Raw genomic sequence first — 19,158 nt, forward strand, 5'->3', positions numbered from 1 at the left:
AAAAGGCAACGGTAGATATTTATATTGGATTGATTTAGCACAAGGCCTGAGCTAAGCATCCTCCATATGAATCGAAAATTGAAAGTGGCGATTGTTGGTGCCACTGGTGTGGTTGGTCAGGAACTTATTTCAATATTACATGAGCGTCGTTTTCCACTGGCAGAACTTCGCTTATTGGCATCTGCTAAATCAGCAGGTGAAGAAATGGAGTTTGGCGAGCAATCGCTCACGGTCGATGCTCTCACAGCCGATTCTTTTAAGGACATCGACATTGCTTTCGGCGCTGTGGACAATGCTTTAGCTCATCAAATCGCTGGATGGATCGCCAAAACCAAAACAGTTTTCATCGATAAGTCTAGCGCGTTTAGGGCAGATAAAGACGTGCCTTTGGTGGTGCCCGAAGTCAACCCTGCTGACATCAAAAAATACACGCTCAAAAATATCATCGCCTGCCCCAACTGCACTTCAACACCGTTGGTTCAAATGTTGGCGCCCTTGCATCATCAATTTGGACTAAAACGCGTCGTCGTTGCTTCCTACCAAGCTGTTTCAGGCGCTGGGAAAGCCGGCATGGAAGAGCTCGAAAAGCAAACCCGCGATTTATTCAACATGCGCGAGACCGAGCCGGAGCTATTTGCTCACCGCATCGCCTTTAACCTAATCCCTTATATTGCCGGCGAAGAAGAAAAAATGGTGGCTGAAACTCGCCGCATTTTGAACCTGCCAGAGCTTAAAATAGCTGCAACTTGCGTCCGCGTGCCGGTATTCAACGGCCATAGCGCTGCGGTTCACATGGAATTCGAAAAACCAATTTCAGTAGACGCCGCCCGCGAGTTATTAGGCCAAAGCAAAGGCCTACGCATCATTGACGATTTGAATCTAAACGCGTACCCCACGCCCATGGTCGCCTCTGGAGGAGATATGACATTGATCGGACGTGTCCGCATCGACGAGTCCGTACCAAACGGCTTAGCCGCCTGGTACTCCAGCGATAATCTGCGTACTGGCGCTGCGCTGAATGCGGTTAAAATCGCAGAAATTCTTGCTAAGGAGTATTTGGCGTGAAGATAATATTGTTTCTGATAGGTTCCTTTGCGATCGCACAGCAAACCACGCAGCCTATCATCGCTCTCCAAGGCACTGTAACTGATTGCAATGATGCAACGCCTATTGCACTCCAACAAGGCGCTTTCATGGCCAGCGTACCTCTTAGTGGCTATATTTTTCCCCTGCCGAGCAGCGCACCGGTTGATTGTCCTGGACAAGTGCCCACTGGACAAGCTCAATATACACCTGTCACGGTCACTGGGGCCGATGTCAATAAAAGCGGAAGCATCGCGGCAAATGCGCTACTGACTCCATTTTGCGGGTCCCAAGGCAAAGCCAGTGGTTACGCCACACTTTGTTTGTATCAAAATAATGCAATCGTAGTGAGAGCAATTTATCGTTATGATACGACACCGAACGTTATTTCTTTAGAAAACATTGCCGCCGGTAATGAGCGAGTACGGTTTACGATCAAGGACGACAAAAATCTGCAAGACGACCCTGGCTACCAAGTTTGCTACACCCAAGCGGACACTGGAGATGGGCTAAAAGCATCGCAAGATTGTTCGGGCTTTTCTAAGAATGACTTCAAGAAAACCAAAGATATTTCCATCTCAGGCTTAACGAATGATAAGCCCTACTTTTTTAAAGCCAAAGTAAATACTCCCAGTTCTCAGTGGACAGATCCTGTTGGGCCCGTAGTTCCCGTAAAATCCTACGGCATTGGTGGGGTCTATGATGGTGAAGGCAACCCCGTGTCCTTCAGCTGTGCACAAACCTCTAACGCGCCAGCCACCTGGGTATTGTTATTAAGTCTACTTGGAGCATTACGATTTTTTCGCTCGCGGAAAGCCGTTTTGTTGGTGCTCGGATTTTTATTTTCGACCCTTGCTCTGGCAGACGCAGGTCAGATTAACTTTGGGATTATTGGTACACCATATCGTCCCAATCTTGATGGCAGTACCAAGGGTGATGGCAGCAAAATCTCGCCGTTTTATAAATGCATGTATGATAATAAGCTGTCGCCGCTGATGGGTATTGAAGTAGACGTCCATCTCAACGACGACTTCGGCAGCCTACAATTGGGTATGGGTGCTGACTACGCTTATTTTGGCGGTAAAGCTCTTAAAGAAGTAAATGGCAAGCCTGACTGCAGTTCGCAGGCAATTGATTCGGTTGCGATGCATACTCTGCATTTGCGCCCTCAGCTTACTTACGTGATGGATACTTGGGTCGATGATTTCCCACTGGTGCCTTACGTGCGGGTTGGACTGGTCGCAGTTGGATATATGATGCGTTACCAAGACGGCCTAGATAAAGAAAATGGTTTTAAACCGCTCGGCGTTGTATTTGGTTGGCAAGCTGCGGCCGGACTGATGCTTTCCATGGCCTTCATGGAGCCATCAGTTGCAAAGGCTGCACGCGCCAATGGTGTTTATCGCCATGTCTATCTTAAAGCCGAAGCGGCCTACATGCCGATTAACAACTTCTACAGCAAAGGCCTCAACTTTTCCCCAGCTTGGCCAACGGAAGATTTTCCTTTGATGCTTAACTTCGGACTGGTGTTTGAGTTTAACTGAGACGAAAATTCTCGAGATTATTCGAGAAATTATTAACCCAGTTCTAGCGCCGGGTGCGAATGATTTACTCGATGACGGTGCCGCACTGCCTCCCTGTGCTGCCACGCATACACGCGTTGTGAGCTTGGACGCCTTTCAAGAACATAATGATTTCAAAATCGGGCTTGGGCCGCTTCAATCTGCTGGATATCGAGCCATTGTACAAAATCTTTCGGATTTAGCTGCGTTGGGGGCAAAGCCGGTTGGTTTTCTTTGGTCACTGGAACTGCCGGAGTTATGGCTTGCCAACGATGCGCAGTTCTTAAGAGAGTTTTGCCAAGGTGCGGTGACTGCTTGCCAGCAATATAATCTTCAACTCTATGGTGGCGATTTAAGCGGTGCACAAGCAAATTTCAGCTGCGCTATCACCATTTTTGGGGATGTTGACGGCAAGCCTCTAAGCCGTCGAGGGGCGCAGCCTGGGGATAAAATTTACGTGAGCCGGCCATTAGGCGGCAGCGCGGCAGGATTAAAAGCTTTGGTAACCAACTATCAGCCCGGTCAAGGCCACGACGACAATGTTACGCGGCATTTGGAGCCAGTGCCTGAGCTGTTGTTAGGCCAGATGCTAGTGGGGCTTGCTACGGCTGGGATGGATACTTCGGACGGTCTAGCTAAAGATTTGTATCGTTTATGCAAAGCCTCTGGAGTCGGTGCCAAGTTAGACCATATTCCGATATGCTCTGGAGCAAGCTTAGAACAGGCGCTTTACGGAGGCGAGGACTACGCTTTGCTATTCACAGCGTCTGAGTCAACATTCGGCATCGAAATTGGCGAGATAACTAAAAACCCCCAGCTTCTTTTGAAAAATGCTGAGGGTTTTACTGTCCTGAACGAAGACGGATTTGATCACTTTTCTTCTTTTTCTAGCGGCCAAGCAGCTTTATAGCTTGGTCTAGCCCTGAGGCGCTCACGCCATGAGATCACATGGGGGTAGCGGTCCAGGTCCAAATCTTTCACTTTTTCAAGCAAATCTAACAACGGTGTCGCCAAAGTGTCGGCGATTGAGTAATCACCCGCCAAAAACGCGCGTCTGGCCAAATGCTTGTCCAGCACATCTAATTGCTTTTCCAGTTCTTCATGAAAGCCAGCCAGAATCTTTGGACGTCCGTCCGGTCCTTCGTATACATGTGACTCAGTGAGCACACGCCAGAGCAAATCACCAAAGCCAGAGGCCAAAAAGCTAAGCCACGACAAGGCTTGAGCTTTCGAGCTCAAATCGCTGAAGCTGAGCGAAGATTTTTCGAAACGCTCTGCCAAAAACAACAAAATAGCGGGCGATTCAAAAATGGATAATTCACCGCTCGGTCTATGTTCAACCAACGCTGGCAATCGTCCAAATGGACTTCTTCTTAAAAAAGCAGCGGTGCGATCTTTTTCAGGATCGACTTCCCTAGGTGTGAAACCCACTTCGCATTCGTGAAGCGCAATTCTGATTGCGACACAAAATGGGGAAACGCGATATTCATACAAAGTAAATGGAGGTGCTTTTGAAGTGGCCATATTGTCCTTCTTATGGCACGCTTGGCGGTTTTAGGGAAGACAACCTATTTAGAAGTGACCCCAGCGTCCAAGACAGAGCGGTATTGGCAATTTCGCGCGTCGCAATCAGTTCCCTCTCCCGCGCAAAGCCTAACTTTTCCAGCACCACCGACATATAGGCTGTATCAAAGCAGATTTTAGATAAATAATGCTCAGAAGCAAATGGCAAATCTAGTTTCAACCTCTCCAAACTCTTTAAGCAGTTCGCAGGCCCGAGCTCATCCAAGATATTGGAAGAGACTTTTTTTAAATTCAGCAGAGTCGCCAACTGCTCAAAATTATCTACTAAATAAAAATCGCCTTGCAGCTTTGGTTTGTGCAAGACAGTGATATGCTTTGCCACAAAACGGCGACAGGCTTTATAATCGAGAGGGATATTTTTGCAAGCTTTAGAGCCATACTTATTCCAAGCCCAAGTTTCTCCAAAACCGTCATAAGACTTAGAATAGAGCTGCGGCTCGTATCTGCCGGGCAGCAAAGGTTCATGATTTAAAAAAGTCACCTGAAGGGAAGCACCGCCCATCTCCACTAGCCCAAAGGTGTGTTTCTTGGGATTGTCGAAGTTACCGAGCAAATAATTGATAGCGGTCCATTGATAAACGCCTTCCGTAGCACCTGAAATGACTTCTGCTTGAGCCTCTTTAAACTCTGAGGCAGCCAATACTTTTTGAGCTTTGGCAATCACAGCCTTTTGATTCTTATTGGAAAGCGCACGCAACCCCCCTGTAGCTTGCAAGGTAATAGACACGTTTTTAGGTTCCACACCTTCAGGAAGCAGCTTCTTAGAGAACGCGATCAATGGCTCCAAATATTTTTGGATACCATTTACGTTATTGTGAAAACTAGAAAGGCCTGGCTCGACCCGCATTTTATCCAACAATTTAATCGTCTTAGCGTCGTGTTCATAGAGATATACACGAGAGCCGGTACTACCTGCATCAATCATTACAAAAAACTCAGACGCCTGTAGCTGAAAAGCCAGCAGGATTAGCCAAAAATAGTGCCGCATGCTAGCCAACATACTATGAAAAGACATTTTTGGAAACTTGCCCTAATCTTGGTGGGATTGGCAGTACTGGCCTACATAGCTTGGCCCAAGTACGAATTATTCCAGTGTCGATCCAGGCAAAGTGAGGCCAAAGCTTGGCTTAAGCATTTATATGAGGCTGAGAAGTATTATTTTGCCCACCATCAGGAGTATGCTTCTATAGAGATGTTACTCAAAGAAGGCTTGGTTAAATCCCGCGAGATCCATTACATCTACGAGACTCAAAGTCACGACTCGAAACATTTCGTTATTATCGCTAAAAACAACAACGACATCTGGTCCATCGATCAGACTGGTGAGATTAAATCTATTCACAATGCTTGTATCCTCTAAGAAAGTTGTTCAACGTTGGAAAATCCCGGTAGATTTAGGCGGCATTCGCGCTGATCATTATTTGGTGCATCATATTGGGCGCATCTCTCGCACCAAAGCCCGCCAAATTATCGAATCAGGGGATTTCCGGCTGGAAAAATCGCCTCTGAAGCCATCCAAGCGCCTACACCCAGGCGATTTGGTTGAACTGTGGCGTGTTCCACCGGACTCACCTAAAATCGACGCTATCCAAATTCCCGTCGTTTACGAAGATGATCATATCCTGGTGATTAATAAGCCGGGCAACTTAGCCATTCATCCGAGCGCCCGTTACTTGTACCAGACCCTCACGCACTGGCTTAAAGTGCATTACCCTGGCCAGTCTGTGCATCCATGCCATCGCTTAGATCGAGAAACGAGTGGCATTTTAATCTGCGCGAAGACCCGTGAGGCGCAGTCACAAATTAAACGTGCTTTTCAAAACGGGGAAATCCGTAAAGTCTATTTGGCGTTGGTTGAAGGGCGTATGGCGCAGCCAGTCACTTCCACTAGGCCCCTAGCGCTACAAGGTGACCGAGGCCTGGTCGCTATTAAGATGATTGAAGATACCATTGGTGGCCTGCCCTGCAAAACGGAAATCACACCGCTTCGCTACGACCCTGTTTATAACTGGACTTTGGTTCAATGCGAGCCTAAAACTGGGCGGCAGCATCAACTTCGAGCGCATTTAGCCTTAGAAGGCTACCCAATTGCCGGCGATAAGCTCTACGGCATGGGCGAAGAATTCTTCGATGCCTACACGCGAAGTGAAGCGAATTTGACTTTACTGCCACTACCACGTCAAGCTCTACATGCTCAACGCATTCATTTTGAACTTGATGGAGTAGAACATGTTTTTGAAGCTCATCATCCTTTTTTTGACGCCTTTCGCCTGGGCGAATACCTACCAAACACAAATTTGGGGCACTTTTAAACAGTTCGCTGCAGGTAACTTCGAAAACACCACGCTGACTTCCTCGGGAGAACTCGAGGCAGGCTACCCCCTGAAGCCTTGGACAAAAGAACTGCAAGGCGCCGTCACCGCGCTGGTTCGCTGGGACAACCAGGTGGCCTATGTGGCAACTTCTGGTCCCGGCCAAGTATGGCAGGTCGAGCCCTCCCGAAAGCCAAAGCTTGTTTTCGAGTTGAAGCAGCCCTTGATTACCAATCTATTTCGCATGCCAAATGGCGACTTAGCCATCATTTCCGGACCAAAAGGTGGCATTACCTACGTTCGCCCCGGGGCTTGGAAGAAATTTCGCTCCGTCGCAGTCCCGGGAACCCTATTTGGCGCAAGCATCGAAGCCAGCACCATCTCTTTGGTAGGCGATAGCCCATTTATTTTCAGAGCCACGGGTCTAAAGCTAGAAAAAACGCCTCTTCTTCCTGCCGAAAACCAACTACGCAGCATTTACAAAAACTATCTCGGCTCGGCAAACTCCGGAACGGTATACAGAGATCAAACGCCGGCATTAAAAGTCCCCGGTGAAGTCGTGGCTTTAACGGGAGATTCTTCAGGAAATGTGTTCGCTGCGATCAATACAACAAAATCAAGTTCGCAAATATGGAAACTTGAGGAAAAAGGCACGAGCTGCCTCATCTGGCAGTCTTCATCCGAGATAATCTATGCCTTAGCTTACTATCAAAGCCAACTATTCTGGGGATCGGGACCCGATGGTCATCTATTCGCGATGAAGCCAAAATGTGATGGCAATGCTGACATTCTATTCAGCCTGGAAAAACAACACCGAATCATGGCGATCGACCCCTTCGGCAAAGAATTAACCATTGCCACCGCACAAAATGGGGCAGTTTTCACACTCCACCTGGCAGAGAAAGCAAAATCGGGTCGCTATTTATCTCCCGTCGTTCAGTTTTCAAAACCCATCCGAATCGGCGCAAACTTAGGCACCATTTGGCTTGGCAATACACCAGTCAGAGACCCAAGCTGGTGGAATCACGAAAGCAACAAGAAGAAAGAAGGCCTATTCGCTCAAGCCGAGGTTCAAATTGCCCCAGGCAAACCAGTCGACCGAATCTACTTTGGCTATACCCAACGCGAATCCGAACCACGTCTGCAAACGGTTTATATCAACCAGCGTGAAGCGGGTATAATTATCGCGCGAGCCGAACTCTCAAACAGCGAGCTTAACCCCACCCGAGCTTATCAATTCGAACTCGAATCACTGGGTGGCGATCGAGTCATCATGCAACCCTACGCTAAAAGTTTGAGCGTTAGCTACCCCAGCGATAAATTGCCGCAAGGCTTATATCGTGTGCAGGTGCTAGAACAAAAAACCGCGAAAACAGAGGCTCAATCAGATTGGTTTGAGGTAAACTGAGCCTAAATCGTCATTGCGACAGTTGTAAAATCTGTTCAATTTTATATGATACCCAAATGCGAAAAAACATCTCACTATTAGCAGTATTTTTTACCTCAATGTCCTTTGCATATGATCCCTGCGAAAATATGGAAGTTTATCCAAGTATGACTCGGGTGAAAACGGATCCAGCGGATCCTTGTAAGCCGGAACAGAACGCTTATCTCAACCGCATGGTCATCCGGGTCCCGGGTTACACAGAACTGACAGATTTCAACGAGGTCGCACAGCATGAAGTGTTAGAACGCAAATGGTGCGGACCGGGTGGACATTACTATGTCGAAAATGACGGTCGGATCACACAAGGGCGCCCAGAAACGATGAAGGGCGCAAATGAAGTGAGAGGTACAGATGGCAATACCAACAAGTTAGGCATTCAAGTCTTTGAGCCTTCGGAGGCTGAAGCTTTGTCTGCGGATTTTATTGGTAATCTGACTCAGCTTATTCATTGCAAGATGATTCAGTTATCTATTTGGCCGAAAAATATTAAGCCGCATTTCAACAAGCAATTCAGACCTTCACATAAAATTGTAGAATTGGTGAATCACATTGTGAGTAATGCGACTGTTTTGGAGCAATTGGAAGAGCAGGTTAAAGGTCTATAGTCGATAAGTTTGAGCTGGATCCCGGGTCGAGCCCGGGATGACGGGATATGGCTTAACCGTGGATTGCTTTACCTACTGTGGCGGCGGCCGCTTCGTAGATGGCCTCATATAGCGTCGGGTGGGCGTGAATGGTGCTGGCGATATCATCGATCGTTGCTTCCATTTGCATGGCGAAGGATGGCTCTGCTAATAGTTCCGTGGCATCGGGGCCGATAATATGGACGCCTAAGATTTCGCCGTATTTGGCATCTGTGACGAACTTAATAAAGCCGCGTTTCTTGCCCAAAATAGACGCTTTGCCGCTTCTGGCGAAATCAAAACGGCCGATTTTTACTTCGTAGCCACGCTTTTTGGCTTCTTCTTCGGTCAGACCCGACCACGCGACCGGCGGATCTACATACACGCAGGAAGGCGTGTGATCGTAGTTGATCGCAGTTACCTTTTGGCCTGCCATATGACCCGCGGCCAAGATGCCTTCGGCGGATGCGATGTGCGCCAGCCAAGGCGTATTGACGCAATCGCCAATGGCGTAAACGCTTGGTTCATCCGACTGCATGAAGCCATTAACTTTCACAAAGCCCTTTTCAAGCTGAGCTTTCGTTTTGTCGATACCAATTTCGCTGGTGAGCGGCGCCCTACCCACACTCACCAAAACGTAGTCCGCGCTTACCTCCACCTGTTCACCGCTGGCGGTTTGATAGGTGGTCTTCGCGCTTTTACCTTTGGTAGCAATGGCTTTCACTTGGACATTGGTATGGATTTTCACGCCAGCTGCTTCAAGCTGAGTGGTTAACTCTTTGGAACAGTCCGGATCAGCGGGCGCAAGCACTCTCGGCAACGCTTCCAAAATGGTCACTTGCGAGCCCATTCGGCTAAAGACTGACGCGAACTCTAAACCAATAACGCCGCCACCAATGATCACTAGCGATCCGGGAATCTCAGCCAAATCAAGCACCGTGTCGGAGCTTAAAACACGCTGAGAAAACGGCGCAAAAGGCAAAGCTCTAGGGGTTGAGCCTACTGCGATTAAAATGTTTTTGGTGGAAAGCTTTTTATCGCCCACCTGAACTTCGTTCGGGCCGGTAAGCTTGCCGAATCCTTGAACCACTTCTACCTTGCGGGACTTCATTAAATGAGCCACGCCGCCAGCGTTGGTGTTTACGATTCGGGATTTATATTTTTGGACTTTGTCCCACTCTACGCGTACGCCTTCCACGGAAATACCGATTTGAGGCGCTTCCTTGAGCTCCGAGTAGACATCCGCTGCATGCAGCAATGCTTTGGTAGGGATACAGCCGCGGTGCAAGCAAGTGCCACCTAAAGCCGGATCTTTTTCAACAATTGCGACTTTCAAACCCAAGGACGATGCCCGGGCAGCCGCCACATAACCTCCTGGACCTGAGCCCAGGACCACCAAGTCGTATGTGTATGTCATGCTTATTTCAGCTTAACTTCTTTAAAATCAACGTGCCGTTGTACTTTTGGATCGTACTTTTTCAAAAGAAGTTTTTCTTTTGTATTGTTCTTATTTTTCTGGCTAACGTAGAAAAATCCAGTGCCAGCAGTTGATTCGAGCTTGATTAGCTCACGATTGCCTTTTTTCGCCATAACTTTTTAAAACCTTCCCCGTAACCACAGCACCCAGATCCATGCAGCCCAAGCGCACTGCGCGTGAGTTAAACAAGACTTCGGTCCCTGCGGCCATATCTGTCAGAGTTTCTTTAAAGCTAATAGGCAAATCCGTCAAGTTGTAGCCTAATACATGATTCACGGAAGTTTGTTGTTTCGCATAAAGGCATACTTGGGTGTCAGTGGGCATCGTTCTGATTTGGTCCAAAATGTCTGCATAACTGGTCACTTCCGCCGAAATGCCCACTTCCCTTTCTAAGGCCATCGCCCCTAAGCGATCGAGCGCCAAAACTTGGTAATTGCCTGTCCAATTAAGCGCCGGCCATTTCATAACACCCCTGTATTTTTTGGCGCTTTGTTTCCAAGGTTGTGCATACAATACCACTTCCAAATCCTGGCCACCTTGAGGCTCTTCGCCCAAACTCAGTCCGATGAGACGAATATTTTTTACATCATCTGTATGCTTAATATTGGCTGTAATGGCGTTGAACTCGATCTTTTTAAAATCTTGATCTTGCAGCATAAATAACGGCTCTAAAAAAGTCGCCACTGCACCCACTTCAATCGGCTGACCTGAAGCCGATAACATGCGGCGGTAGCGAACATCGTCCCCTGAACTCAAGCGGGCTGAAACATCCAGCTCATAGGTGCCGCCCAACTCGTGCTCCATCGCCATGGCCAAGCTATTGCTAATGGCCAGAGATGCCAAAAAAGGCGTATCTCGCACCGTTCGCGCGATTTGATACTTCCAGGTCTTGCCGTTAATCTTAACTTCCAAAGGCATCATCCTGGGTTTTAAACCGGTAAAGCCATGCACGCCGGAGCTGCGATCGCTTTCCAGCACACCCACGATTCCCGTTGGCTGGCCCATCTTATAGGGCTCCTGCTGACCAAAAACTGTGGTGACCACATATGCGCCGGCCACCGGGAGTTCGCTTACCCCGTTTTGCAAAAATGGATGGCCTAAAGCGACGAATTCATTGCCATTGGTCCAAGTGACTGTCCCCAGGGCAGACAGATTCATGTCCCCGCTAACTAAGATCGCCGCAAATGGCCCGCCGGCTACTAACTTTTCTGTATTTTGGGAACTTGAACCAAAACCACCGGCACCCGCAATGGGCTTTCCAAATCCGCGCCGGCTAAGCTCGCTCGCGTAGCTTTTTGCTACCAGAGGCGAAAGGCCGCTCGCAACCAAAGGCAACGCAATTGGCCTCATCTGGTTACCCGTATCGATGGGTTGCATGCCACCTGTTTTATTCACCATATTGGCAATGGGCGTGATGCCCGCGATGGCATCTTTGGTAAAGTTGCCAAAAGCATAAGATAAAGCACCGATTAATTTGCCATCTACATACACTGGGCTTCCACTCATGCCCGCCACAACACTGGATTTCTCAAAAGGGCCACCGACGACGCGGGCGATAATCAAATCCTGAGCGGGACCGACGTAGTTTTCCATCCTACCCAGGATCTCGACATCGAAGGTCTCAATCCCTTTTAAACTTGAGAAAACTGTGTACCCTATGCCCCTCATTCCTGGACGAAGGTCTTGAAACGGGAAGAACTGAGCGTTTTGAACAGCCCACAAGCCATGTCCAACTAACGACAGCAACCCAATCAAGTAAGCAGTCTTTTGGTTAAACATGTATTAAATATATACGAGGTGCGAGTTGGAAAGCAAATGGACCATACAGAATAGCTTGGAACAATACCTGATTTCCCGTTGGGGTGCGCCCTACTTTTCAAGCAACAATAAGGGACATTTAACCTGCGATCCAACCGGCAAAGGTGAGTTTCCTATCGACTTGAAAGAATTAGTCGATGACTTATGCCGCCGCGGCATTCAACCGCCTCTACTTGTGCGCTTCAACGATATTTTAGGCAGTCGCGTTCAAGTCATCTCGGACGCCTTTAGAAAAAGCATCGAAGAGTACGGCTATCAAGCTCAATATCGCGGTGTTTTACCGATTAAAGTCAACCAGCAACGTCACGTGGTCGAAGAACTGGTGCGCCACGGCAAGCCTTACGGGCTAGGCCTTGAATCAGGGTCCAAGCCTGAGCTGCTGGTCGCCATGGCCTTACTCGATGACGCCGATTCCTTGCTGCTTTGCAACGGCTACAAAGATAGCGAGTACATCGAAATTGCTTTAGACGCCCAGAGACTAGGCCTTAGACCTTTCTTAATTTTAGACCGTTTTGCCGAGTTGCCGCAAATCATTGCCATCTCGAAACAACGGGAAGTCATCCCGCACATTGGCATGCGTGCGAAGCTATCCACCAAAGGCAAAGGCCGCTGGGAGGACAGTTCAGGAGATCGCAGCAAGTTTGGCTTAACTGCCAGGGAAATGGTCGAAGCCGTTCAACTGCTTAAAAAAGAAAATATGCTGGATTGCTTAGAGCTGGTCCACTTCCACATTGGCTCGCAAATCACCTCCATCAGGTCCATCAAGAACGCCACGCGTGAAGCAGCGCATCTGTATTGCAACTTGCGCCGCATGGGCTGCAACATGCTGTCTCACATTGATATCGGTGGCGGCTTAGCAGTCGATTATGACGGTAGCCGCAGCGACTTTCACTCATCGATGAATTACTCTACCCAAGAGTACGCCAACGACATTATCGCCACCGTGCAAGAAATCTGCGACGAAAATGATATGCCTCACCCGACCATCGTGTCGGAATCAGGCAGAGCGCTGGTCGCGCATCACGCGATGTTGGTTTTCAACGTGCTGGGTGTCAATGAAATGACCGGCCATATCCGCAAGGACTTCGAAAGCCCTTCAGAAGAAGAGCACGGTGTTTTGCACTCCATGTGGGAAGCTTACCAGTCTGTGGCCAGCAAAAGGTTTCAAGAGGCTTACAACGACATCCAAGCAGCCAAAGAAGAAAGTGTCACACTGTTTAGCCATGGCGTCATTGACCTAGAAACCAAAGCCAAGATCGACGATCTCTACTGGGCAACCTGCGAGCGTATCCAACAAGGGATGCTGCAAGAAAAAAGCTTTATTCCCGAAGATCTCAAAGGTCTGGAGAAAAAACTCAGCGACACTTACTACTGCAATTTTTCTATCTTTCAGTCCCTCCCCGATTCCTGGGCCGTGGGGCATCTCTTTCCGATCGCGCCCATCCATCGTTTAGATGAAGAGCCCACTCGCGAAGCCATCTTAGCTGATTTGACCTGCGATTCCGATGGCAAGCTCGATCAATTTATCGACCTTCAGGACGTTAAAGCAACACTTAGACTGCATCAATCCAACGGCAAGCCCTATTACCTTGGCGCATTTCTAGTCGGCGCCTACCAAGAAATTTTGGGCGATTTGCACAATCTGTTCGGCGACACCAATGCCGTCCATGTTTCCTTACGAGCCGACGGTAAATACCGCCTGGATCACGTGGTCCAAGGCGACACAGTTAGTGAAGTGCTAAGCTATGTGGAGTATGATCGCCTGGATCTGCTAAAACGCATCCGCAACATGGCTGAATCTGCTGTTCGAGAAGGCGATATCACTTTCGAAGAGTCCGCCAAACTCATGAAACGTTACGAAGAAGGCCTTGCTGGCTACACCTATCTAGAAGATATCGACTGATCCACGCTTAACCGGCATCAGGTCACCTTCTCTTCTTTTCGAGTGACTACTCGAGCGTGTTGCTTGGACTTCACGACACCCTCGTTGACCACATCGAGCAAGGTGTTGTGATGCACTAACTGGTGATTCATGTGCAGCGCATTTTCTTTGAGTTCAGTCAGCTGACTAGACAGTTGCCTCATCAGCCGATCTTCATCGCTTTCCGGCACGGTAACTACCAAAACGGGTGGCGGGCTCTTCACCGCATCCTGCCTTAATATCTCTTCTTCTTTATGCAGCTGTTCGCGGTGCTTTCGGATGCCTTTATCCACCGTATCGGCGGTGCAACAGCAAAGGGCCTTTTTAAATCGATACCATAATCCATGGCCGGTCAATGATGCCATCTTCTCGACCGTGGTTTCCGATTTCTCCATTTGCTTATCAATCGCGCTCACCTTGCCCACCATGCGCTCGATTTGCTCCTGCTGAATATCGAGTTCGGCCGAGGTCCTTTGGCCTATGTGCAGCGTATCCCGTGCTATCTCGACCGAATTTTCCAAAGAATGGATAATCTGCTCCTCGACTGGTGAGTGCGCCGGTGTGCGAAAGGTCACGGGCGAGCTTTCCCCGTAAGGTAGATGCGGCGTATGGGGAGGCGTTGAGATTTGCAGCGCTGGCGTGATGGGCATACAGAATCTACGCGCCAGCCCGCTATTTTGGACGGTTAGAATTGAATCTGAGCGCCAACATCACGCTCAAAGGCCCCTGCCCTCGCTCGTTCTTTTTCCAGCGCCGAAACTTCAAGCTCAAGACTTTTGAATCGATAGGTCATTTCTGCCGTTTGGGTATCGAGGTCCAAATCACCACCGAGTTTTACCACTTCGCGTGTCAACTCTTGCGAAGACGGCTCTTTCTGCGCAAGGCCCTGCCAACCCGATTTTAAAATGCGCTCCGAAATTCCTCGAGGCGTTAGATTGCTCAGAATCGCCCACAACATGCCGCGTCTACCGTTGTCGCGATCCAATTCTTTTTGTTTTGCGGGTCTTGTGAAAAGCCTCATCACTGGCAGCGCAAAGAGCACCACCGAAAACCAAAACGGAATCCAGCCCAAAATTAAAGGCGCCCCGGTATCTGGAATCAGATGCGGCGGAATCCCCGACAATAGATATCGCAAATGCTCAAGCGTCCAATTATTTTCAATAGCCACCAAACTCATAAATAAATTAAAGCCGTTCAAACCAGCAATCAAAACATTCGAGCTCGTTTCGTTGCCAGTAAGTGGCGCCAATGTTTTAGAACGCAGCCAAGAGGGCGCTTTGGCATTACTTCGAAAAGCATCACTGGTAGTTTTGCGCAGCTCAGGAAAAGAATAAGTGATGCCCCCGAAGTCAGACACATGCACATCACCGTTATACTCAAGCATGAGCGAAGCTAAAAATGGATCCGCTTGTTCCCTGGTCATGCCGGTAACTTTAAGCACATCGAGCATCCCAATACGGCCTTTCTGTGCACGAATTTCTTCCAATACCAACTTCTTAGCTTCCAATGGATCTGTAGGAATTTCCTGTGGCCCAAAAAAGAAGCGATTAACTTTTTCGTAAAACGCCGGGCCTCTCTGCCCGTACCCACGCTGCGCTTTTTGAATGCGATAGGGCGAAAATGGATGAAATGTCCAAAACAATGAATCAGAAATCACCCGCAGCAACGAATGCAGCATCAACGAGTTGCCAAAAGAAGACCCGCGATCGTCCCGATCGGATTTTTGCGCAAACGCAAGCGCTATGAGAATTGCCGCAAAGATCGCAACATAAGCGACCATCACAATGGTAATCCACGCCCTAACAACAAACTTGGCAACCCCCAAAACGCTACGTTTTATCCGGGACCAAGCAACGTCAAAAGCCTCCTTTCTTTCCCAAGGCTTACTAAAGCCAAAAGGAAATCTAAAAAGCAGCTCACCTTTTTCGGTTGGGATTAATTCGCCACGAAATTCGCTCACCAAAGACATCAATCCGCGGTCAACTTCGGCAAAAGAAAGGCCGGTATCGCTCGCAGCATCCGCGATAGTCATCGGATTTTTCGGCGTTTTTATCGATTTTCGCAAAACTTCAGAAGCTTTTTGAACGTCCATATTGCGCAAACTGTTCTTTTATAGCATAGAGGACAAGTGGGTTAGCAGTGTGGTCTTGTAACTCAGTTGGTAGAGTGCCACCCTTACAAGGTGGAGGTCACTGGTTCGAGTCCAGTCGGGACCACCAATAAAAAAAGCCTTTCGAGAAATAAATCGAAAGGCTTTTTGGTTTTTATTACAGCTGATCTTTGAATGCACGAGCTGGTTTGAAACCAACAGTACGGGAAGCTTTGATTTTGATCTCTGCGCCTGTACGTGGGTCACGGCCAGTTCTTGCTTTGCGAGAGCGCAAAACAAATGTACCGAAACCTGGGTAAGCAAACTTTTGATCTTTCTTGATGCTGTGTTGCATAGCTTCGAACACGGAATCAATAATTTCAGAGCCAGCTTTTTTGGTTAGGCCGCTTTGGTTTTTACATACGAAATCGACAAGTTCAGTCTTTGTCATGGTTCATCCTTTTCATTTTTTTAAAAAGCCCAATTTGGCTTTTGCTAGCCTATTTGTTGTCTGATATGAGATCAAAGGTCAACAAAAAACATGATTTTAAGCAAAATTAAAGCGCATTTTGGTGTAGAAGTGCTGGTTCAGGCGCCGTCTGGAGAGCTATCACGCATCAAAATTTCACGAAATTCAGGGCATGTCGTCGGCGACAAAGTGCAGGTGACAGACGGCCGCCTAACGCGCTTAGACCGAGAAAACGAACTGATCCGAAAAACACCCTTCGGCAATCAAGTTATTGCCGCTAACCTAAACTACGTCGGTATTGTAATTTCCTACACTCCGAAAACACCGAATTACTTCATCGATCAAATTATTGTTTCGTGCAGATCGGTAGGCATAGAGCCGTTTATTTTGGTCACCAAACTCGACAAATCAGAATCCGGCGATTTTTTCGGCAATATTAAATCTATCTACCAAAACAGCGTGCCCGTTTTGGCAGGCGTCACCGAGCTTAAAACTTTCCTCAAACCCGCTCGTTACATCTTCGTCGGCGTCTCCGGCGCCGGCAAAAGCACGCTCATCAATCACCTAATCCCCGACGCCGCTCAAAAAGTCGGCTCCTTAAGCGAACACAGCGAACAGGGCCGCCACACAACCTCCGGTTCCTTACTCTTAGACCTCCCAGGCGGCGGCGAGCTCATCGACAGCCCAGGCGTCAGAGACTTCACGCCAGTCGATTTAAATGCCGAAGAGCTAGCCAGGTATTTCCCCGGTTTCGAAAATTTAATGGACAGACCTTGCAGGTTTAGAAACTGCAAACATTTAACTGACCCTGGCTGCGCTATTCGAGAATACGCAGACCCAAAAGTCTACCAGCGCTATTTAGATTTCAAGACCCAGCACGGGACCGTGTGAGGAGCCCATTTGGATTTCAACATAAAAGCGCGTTGACCCAACTATGTATGAAGTGATTTAAAAATCTGAGCACCCGAAATTACTAACTCTCTAATCCGTTGAAGCAATGAACCTACATCTATGCCGTGCGGATTTCTTGCAAGGAACGGTAAATCATAACAAGTAAACATTGCATCTGTCTGACCCAGGGCACAGATCGCATGATAAATCGAAGTTGCCTCATCATAATTCAGATCGGCACATCCCAATTGATCCAAGTAAAGTAAAAGACGAGCAAGCAAGCTATTTAGCTCTTCAGTGCAAGTACAACTATGAGTAGGAGAGCCTCCACCTTTCCCCGGCGGTTTACCTCCACCCGGCCCCTTGTCCCCTCTAGGTACCCTCTCCCAACTTGCAAATGTTTATCCCGATGCGCTGTAATCGGAGTGCCTCCGTAGCAAGTAAAGCTCAGGCAAATTATACTAATTACGAACAATAATTTTTGCATAAAAAAAGCCCCTCTATAAGAGGAGCCCTATAAGATCCAGCTGTAAAACTAACTAGAAGCTAGTTGGAACGGTAAACCGATTCAGCAATGCTTTCACGGCCGTTGGTAGTAAATTTGCATTATGTCGTTTACCGCCACCTTCTGGACGATGCTGCTTTGCTGCACGTGGTGCCGGTTCATCTGGAGCCGCCGCCCCATTCGGATCGTAGCCATCGCTTGAACCGCTGGCATTACCTGCCCCACCACCAGCAGCGCCTGCTCCTCCAGGAGGAGGGGGCGGGTTATGAGGGCCCCGGTAAAAAGAAGGGTAGCAGTCAGTGTCATTTACTCTAGTTAGGTAAACAAAAAGTTCTTCTCCTTCTTCACCTACCCGATATAGCTCCACCCAACCGCCATCTCGCCATACTAGCACAACTATGACCACTCCATGTTGGCTCGCTATCTGCTGCAGGTCGTCTCTTGCAACGTCAGACTCTGGATTGGCTCCTAAAGATATCAAGTTGGAAATTTGATTATTAACATGTAAACCAGGCGCACTTCTGGGGGCTGACCTACGCCGACCGTTAATCAATGTCGCCCCAGAGTCTGGGAGCATTATATTACTTTGACCGCTCGGCTTGGGCGCAGCTAGCCCCCGAGGGATCATATCCGAAGGCCCAATCAAAGAGTTTGAGGGCATAGATGCTCTTCGACCAACATTTGGCCTAGGCGCACTTCTAGGGGATATCCTAACACGCGGACCGCGACTCAATAATTTTTGCAATGGAACAATTTGGGTACTTTCATTCCTTAAACCGTTAATCACGTCTTCGTCAAATGAATCTAACTTTAAGGCTTTAAGCAAATCCAAAAATTGAACATAATGTAATATAATGAGCGTCTCGTTAGTTTTCTTATCCGTACGACTCTTAATAAAAGCTAAAATGTCTCGAGCCCTTTTAACCATCACAGCTTGAGCTTCAGTAATCGATTGACCCGACCTCCGCGGGCCGACTATCGCAGAACCTGTCGAATGATAGTCATTAATTAACAACTGAGCACGTGCAATCGCAGTTTCCGCGTTCCCCAAATCTGCACTGTTTAAAAACCTTAAATTCGCACTCAGATAACTCAATCCATCTTGAACAAGTCTTAAAGTAGCATCGCTAGAAATAGACTCAGTTGTAGTAATTACTTCAATGGCACAATTAGCCTTTTCGAGGTCAAATTCATCAGCCCAAGAGAAAGAGGAAATAGCAACAAAAATTATATATTTTACAAAATTCACAATGAAACCTCTGATTCTGAATCCCAGCTTAATGCTTCTTCAGAATCCGAATAAACATACACTTAATACTGGTTCAATGCCGGGATAGTAACATAGTAAAGTTAAAAAGCAAGCAATAGCACACAAAA

General features: G+C 48.0%; 18 protein-coding genes and 1 tRNA gene. 10 read left to right on the forward strand and 9 right to left on the reverse strand.

All coding sequences use genetic code 11. From position 1 onward, the window contains the following. Nucleotides 1-66: 66 nt before the first annotated feature. The 3 genes from V4534_05320 to thiL are packed head-to-tail and all read left to right on the forward strand — an operon-like array spanning nt 67 to nt 3,555. Entirely contained in the window at nt 67-1,065 is a 999-nt protein-coding gene (locus tag V4534_05320; protein MES2504281.1) for an aspartate-semialdehyde dehydrogenase, read from the forward strand. Next, complete coding sequence (locus V4534_05325; GenBank protein ID MES2504282.1) at nt 1,062-2,627, forward strand: hypothetical protein; 1,566 nt, start codon at nt 1,062-1,064, stop codon at nt 2,625-2,627. The genes V4534_05320 and V4534_05325 overlap by 4 nt, the downstream gene beginning before the upstream one ends. After that, nucleotides 2,614-3,555 carry a thiamine-phosphate kinase gene (gene thiL / locus V4534_05330; GenBank protein ID MES2504283.1) on the forward strand — a complete coding sequence of 314 codons (942 nt, stop codon included), beginning with the start codon at nt 2,614-2,616 and terminating at the stop codon, nt 3,553-3,555. Before V4534_05325 ends, thiL begins: the two co-directional genes overlap by 14 nt. Here thiL and V4534_05335 read toward each other — a convergent pair. Then, nucleotides 3,516-4,169, reverse strand: a complete 654-nt coding sequence (locus V4534_05335) for a glutathione S-transferase family protein (GenBank protein MES2504284.1) — start codon at nt 4,167-4,169, stop codon at nt 3,516-3,518. The genes thiL and V4534_05335 overlap by 40 nt on opposite strands. A gap of 10 nt (nt 4,170-4,179) precedes the next feature. Continuing rightward, entirely contained in the window at nt 4,180-5,217 is a 1,038-nt protein-coding gene (locus V4534_05340) for a hypothetical protein (GenBank protein ID MES2504285.1), read from the reverse strand. 15 nt (nt 5,218-5,232) lie between these two features. Between V4534_05340 and V4534_05345 the strand changes: the two genes are divergently transcribed. The 4 genes from V4534_05345 to V4534_05360 all read left to right on the forward strand — a co-directional run bounded on the left by V4534_05345 (nt 5,233) and on the right by V4534_05360 (nt 8,593). Next, nucleotides 5,233-5,589 (forward strand): hypothetical protein, encoded by a 357-nt coding sequence (locus V4534_05345; protein MES2504286.1) that lies wholly within the window; start codon nt 5,233-5,235, stop codon nt 5,587-5,589. Then, nucleotides 5,573-6,541, forward strand: coding sequence for an RluA family pseudouridine synthase (locus V4534_05350; protein ID MES2504287.1), 969 nt, complete (start codon nt 5,573-5,575; stop codon nt 6,539-6,541). The genes V4534_05345 and V4534_05350 overlap by 17 nt, the downstream gene beginning before the upstream one ends. Further along, entirely contained in the window at nt 6,459-7,949 is a 1,491-nt protein-coding gene (locus V4534_05355; protein ID MES2504288.1) for a hypothetical protein, read from the forward strand. The genes V4534_05350 and V4534_05355 overlap by 83 nt, the downstream gene beginning before the upstream one ends. Nucleotides 7,950-8,077: 128 nt before the next feature. Beyond that, nucleotides 8,078-8,593 (forward strand): N-acetylmuramoyl-L-alanine amidase, encoded by a 516-nt coding sequence (locus V4534_05360; protein ID MES2504289.1) that lies wholly within the window; start codon nt 8,078-8,080, stop codon nt 8,591-8,593. A 52-nt stretch (nt 8,594-8,645) separates the two neighbouring features. Here the strand turns inward: V4534_05360 and lpdA are convergent, their stop codons facing one another. From lpdA to V4534_05375, 3 genes are read right to left on the reverse strand one after another with little or no spacing between them, the layout of a single operon-like run. Then, entirely contained in the window at nt 8,646-10,028 is a 1,383-nt protein-coding gene (lpdA, locus tag V4534_05365) for a dihydrolipoyl dehydrogenase (protein ID MES2504290.1), read from the reverse strand. Nucleotides 10,029-10,030: 2 nt separating this feature from the next. Then, on the reverse strand, nt 10,031-10,201 hold the full coding sequence (gene rpmG, locus V4534_05370; protein MES2504291.1) for a 50S ribosomal protein L33: 171 nt from the start codon (nt 10,199-10,201) through the stop codon (nt 10,031-10,033). After that, nucleotides 10,179-11,867: a hypothetical protein gene (locus tag V4534_05375; GenBank protein ID MES2504292.1), complete on the reverse strand. Its 1,689-nt coding sequence runs from the start codon at nt 11,865-11,867 to the stop codon at nt 10,179-10,181. The genes rpmG and V4534_05375 overlap by 23 nt, the downstream gene beginning before the upstream one ends. Before the next feature lie 25 nt (nt 11,868-11,892). Here V4534_05375 and speA point away from each other — a divergent pair, with 25 nt between their 5' ends. Then, nucleotides 11,893-13,809: a biosynthetic arginine decarboxylase gene (speA, locus tag V4534_05380; protein MES2504293.1), complete on the forward strand. Its 1,917-nt coding sequence runs from the start codon at nt 11,893-11,895 to the stop codon at nt 13,807-13,809. A gap of 17 nt (nt 13,810-13,826) precedes the next feature. Here the strand turns inward: speA and V4534_05385 are convergent, their stop codons facing one another. Together V4534_05385 and V4534_05390 are read right to left on the reverse strand one after the other, a co-directional pair. After that, nucleotides 13,827-14,477, reverse strand: a complete 651-nt coding sequence (locus V4534_05385) for a hypothetical protein (protein ID MES2504294.1) — start codon at nt 14,475-14,477, stop codon at nt 13,827-13,829. Between the two features lie 35 nt (nt 14,478-14,512). Continuing rightward, a complete protein-coding gene (locus V4534_05390) occupies nt 14,513-15,919 on the reverse strand; it encodes a hypothetical protein (GenBank protein MES2504295.1) in 1,407 nt (468 codons plus the stop codon). 51 nt (nt 15,920-15,970) lie between these two features. Here V4534_05390 and V4534_05395 point away from each other — a divergent pair. After that, nucleotides 15,971-16,046 (forward strand) — tRNA-Val (locus V4534_05395). Nucleotides 16,047-16,094: 48 nt separating this feature from the next. On the opposite strand, the gene V4534_05400 is transcribed toward V4534_05395, so the two are convergent. Continuing rightward, nucleotides 16,095-16,367, reverse strand: a complete 273-nt coding sequence (locus tag V4534_05400) for an HU family DNA-binding protein (protein MES2504296.1) — start codon at nt 16,365-16,367, stop codon at nt 16,095-16,097. A gap of 90 nt (nt 16,368-16,457) precedes the next feature. On the opposite strand from V4534_05400, the gene rsgA reads away from it, so the two are divergent. Beyond that, nucleotides 16,458-17,276 carry a ribosome small subunit-dependent GTPase A gene (gene rsgA, locus V4534_05405; protein ID MES2504297.1) on the forward strand — a complete coding sequence of 273 codons (819 nt, stop codon included), beginning with the start codon at nt 16,458-16,460 and terminating at the stop codon, nt 17,274-17,276. A 539-nt stretch (nt 17,277-17,815) separates the two neighbouring features. On the opposite strand, the gene V4534_05410 is transcribed toward rsgA, so the two are convergent. After that, nucleotides 17,816-19,030 carry a hypothetical protein gene (locus tag V4534_05410; protein ID MES2504298.1) on the reverse strand — a complete coding sequence of 405 codons (1,215 nt, stop codon included), beginning with the start codon at nt 19,028-19,030 and terminating at the stop codon, nt 17,816-17,818. Nucleotides 19,031-19,158 lie beyond the last annotated feature (128 nt).

Source organism: Myxococcota bacterium (genome assembly GCA_040387835.1).
Taxonomy (GTDB): Bacteria; Myxococcota; UBA727; order UBA727; family JABDBI01; genus JAZKCZ01.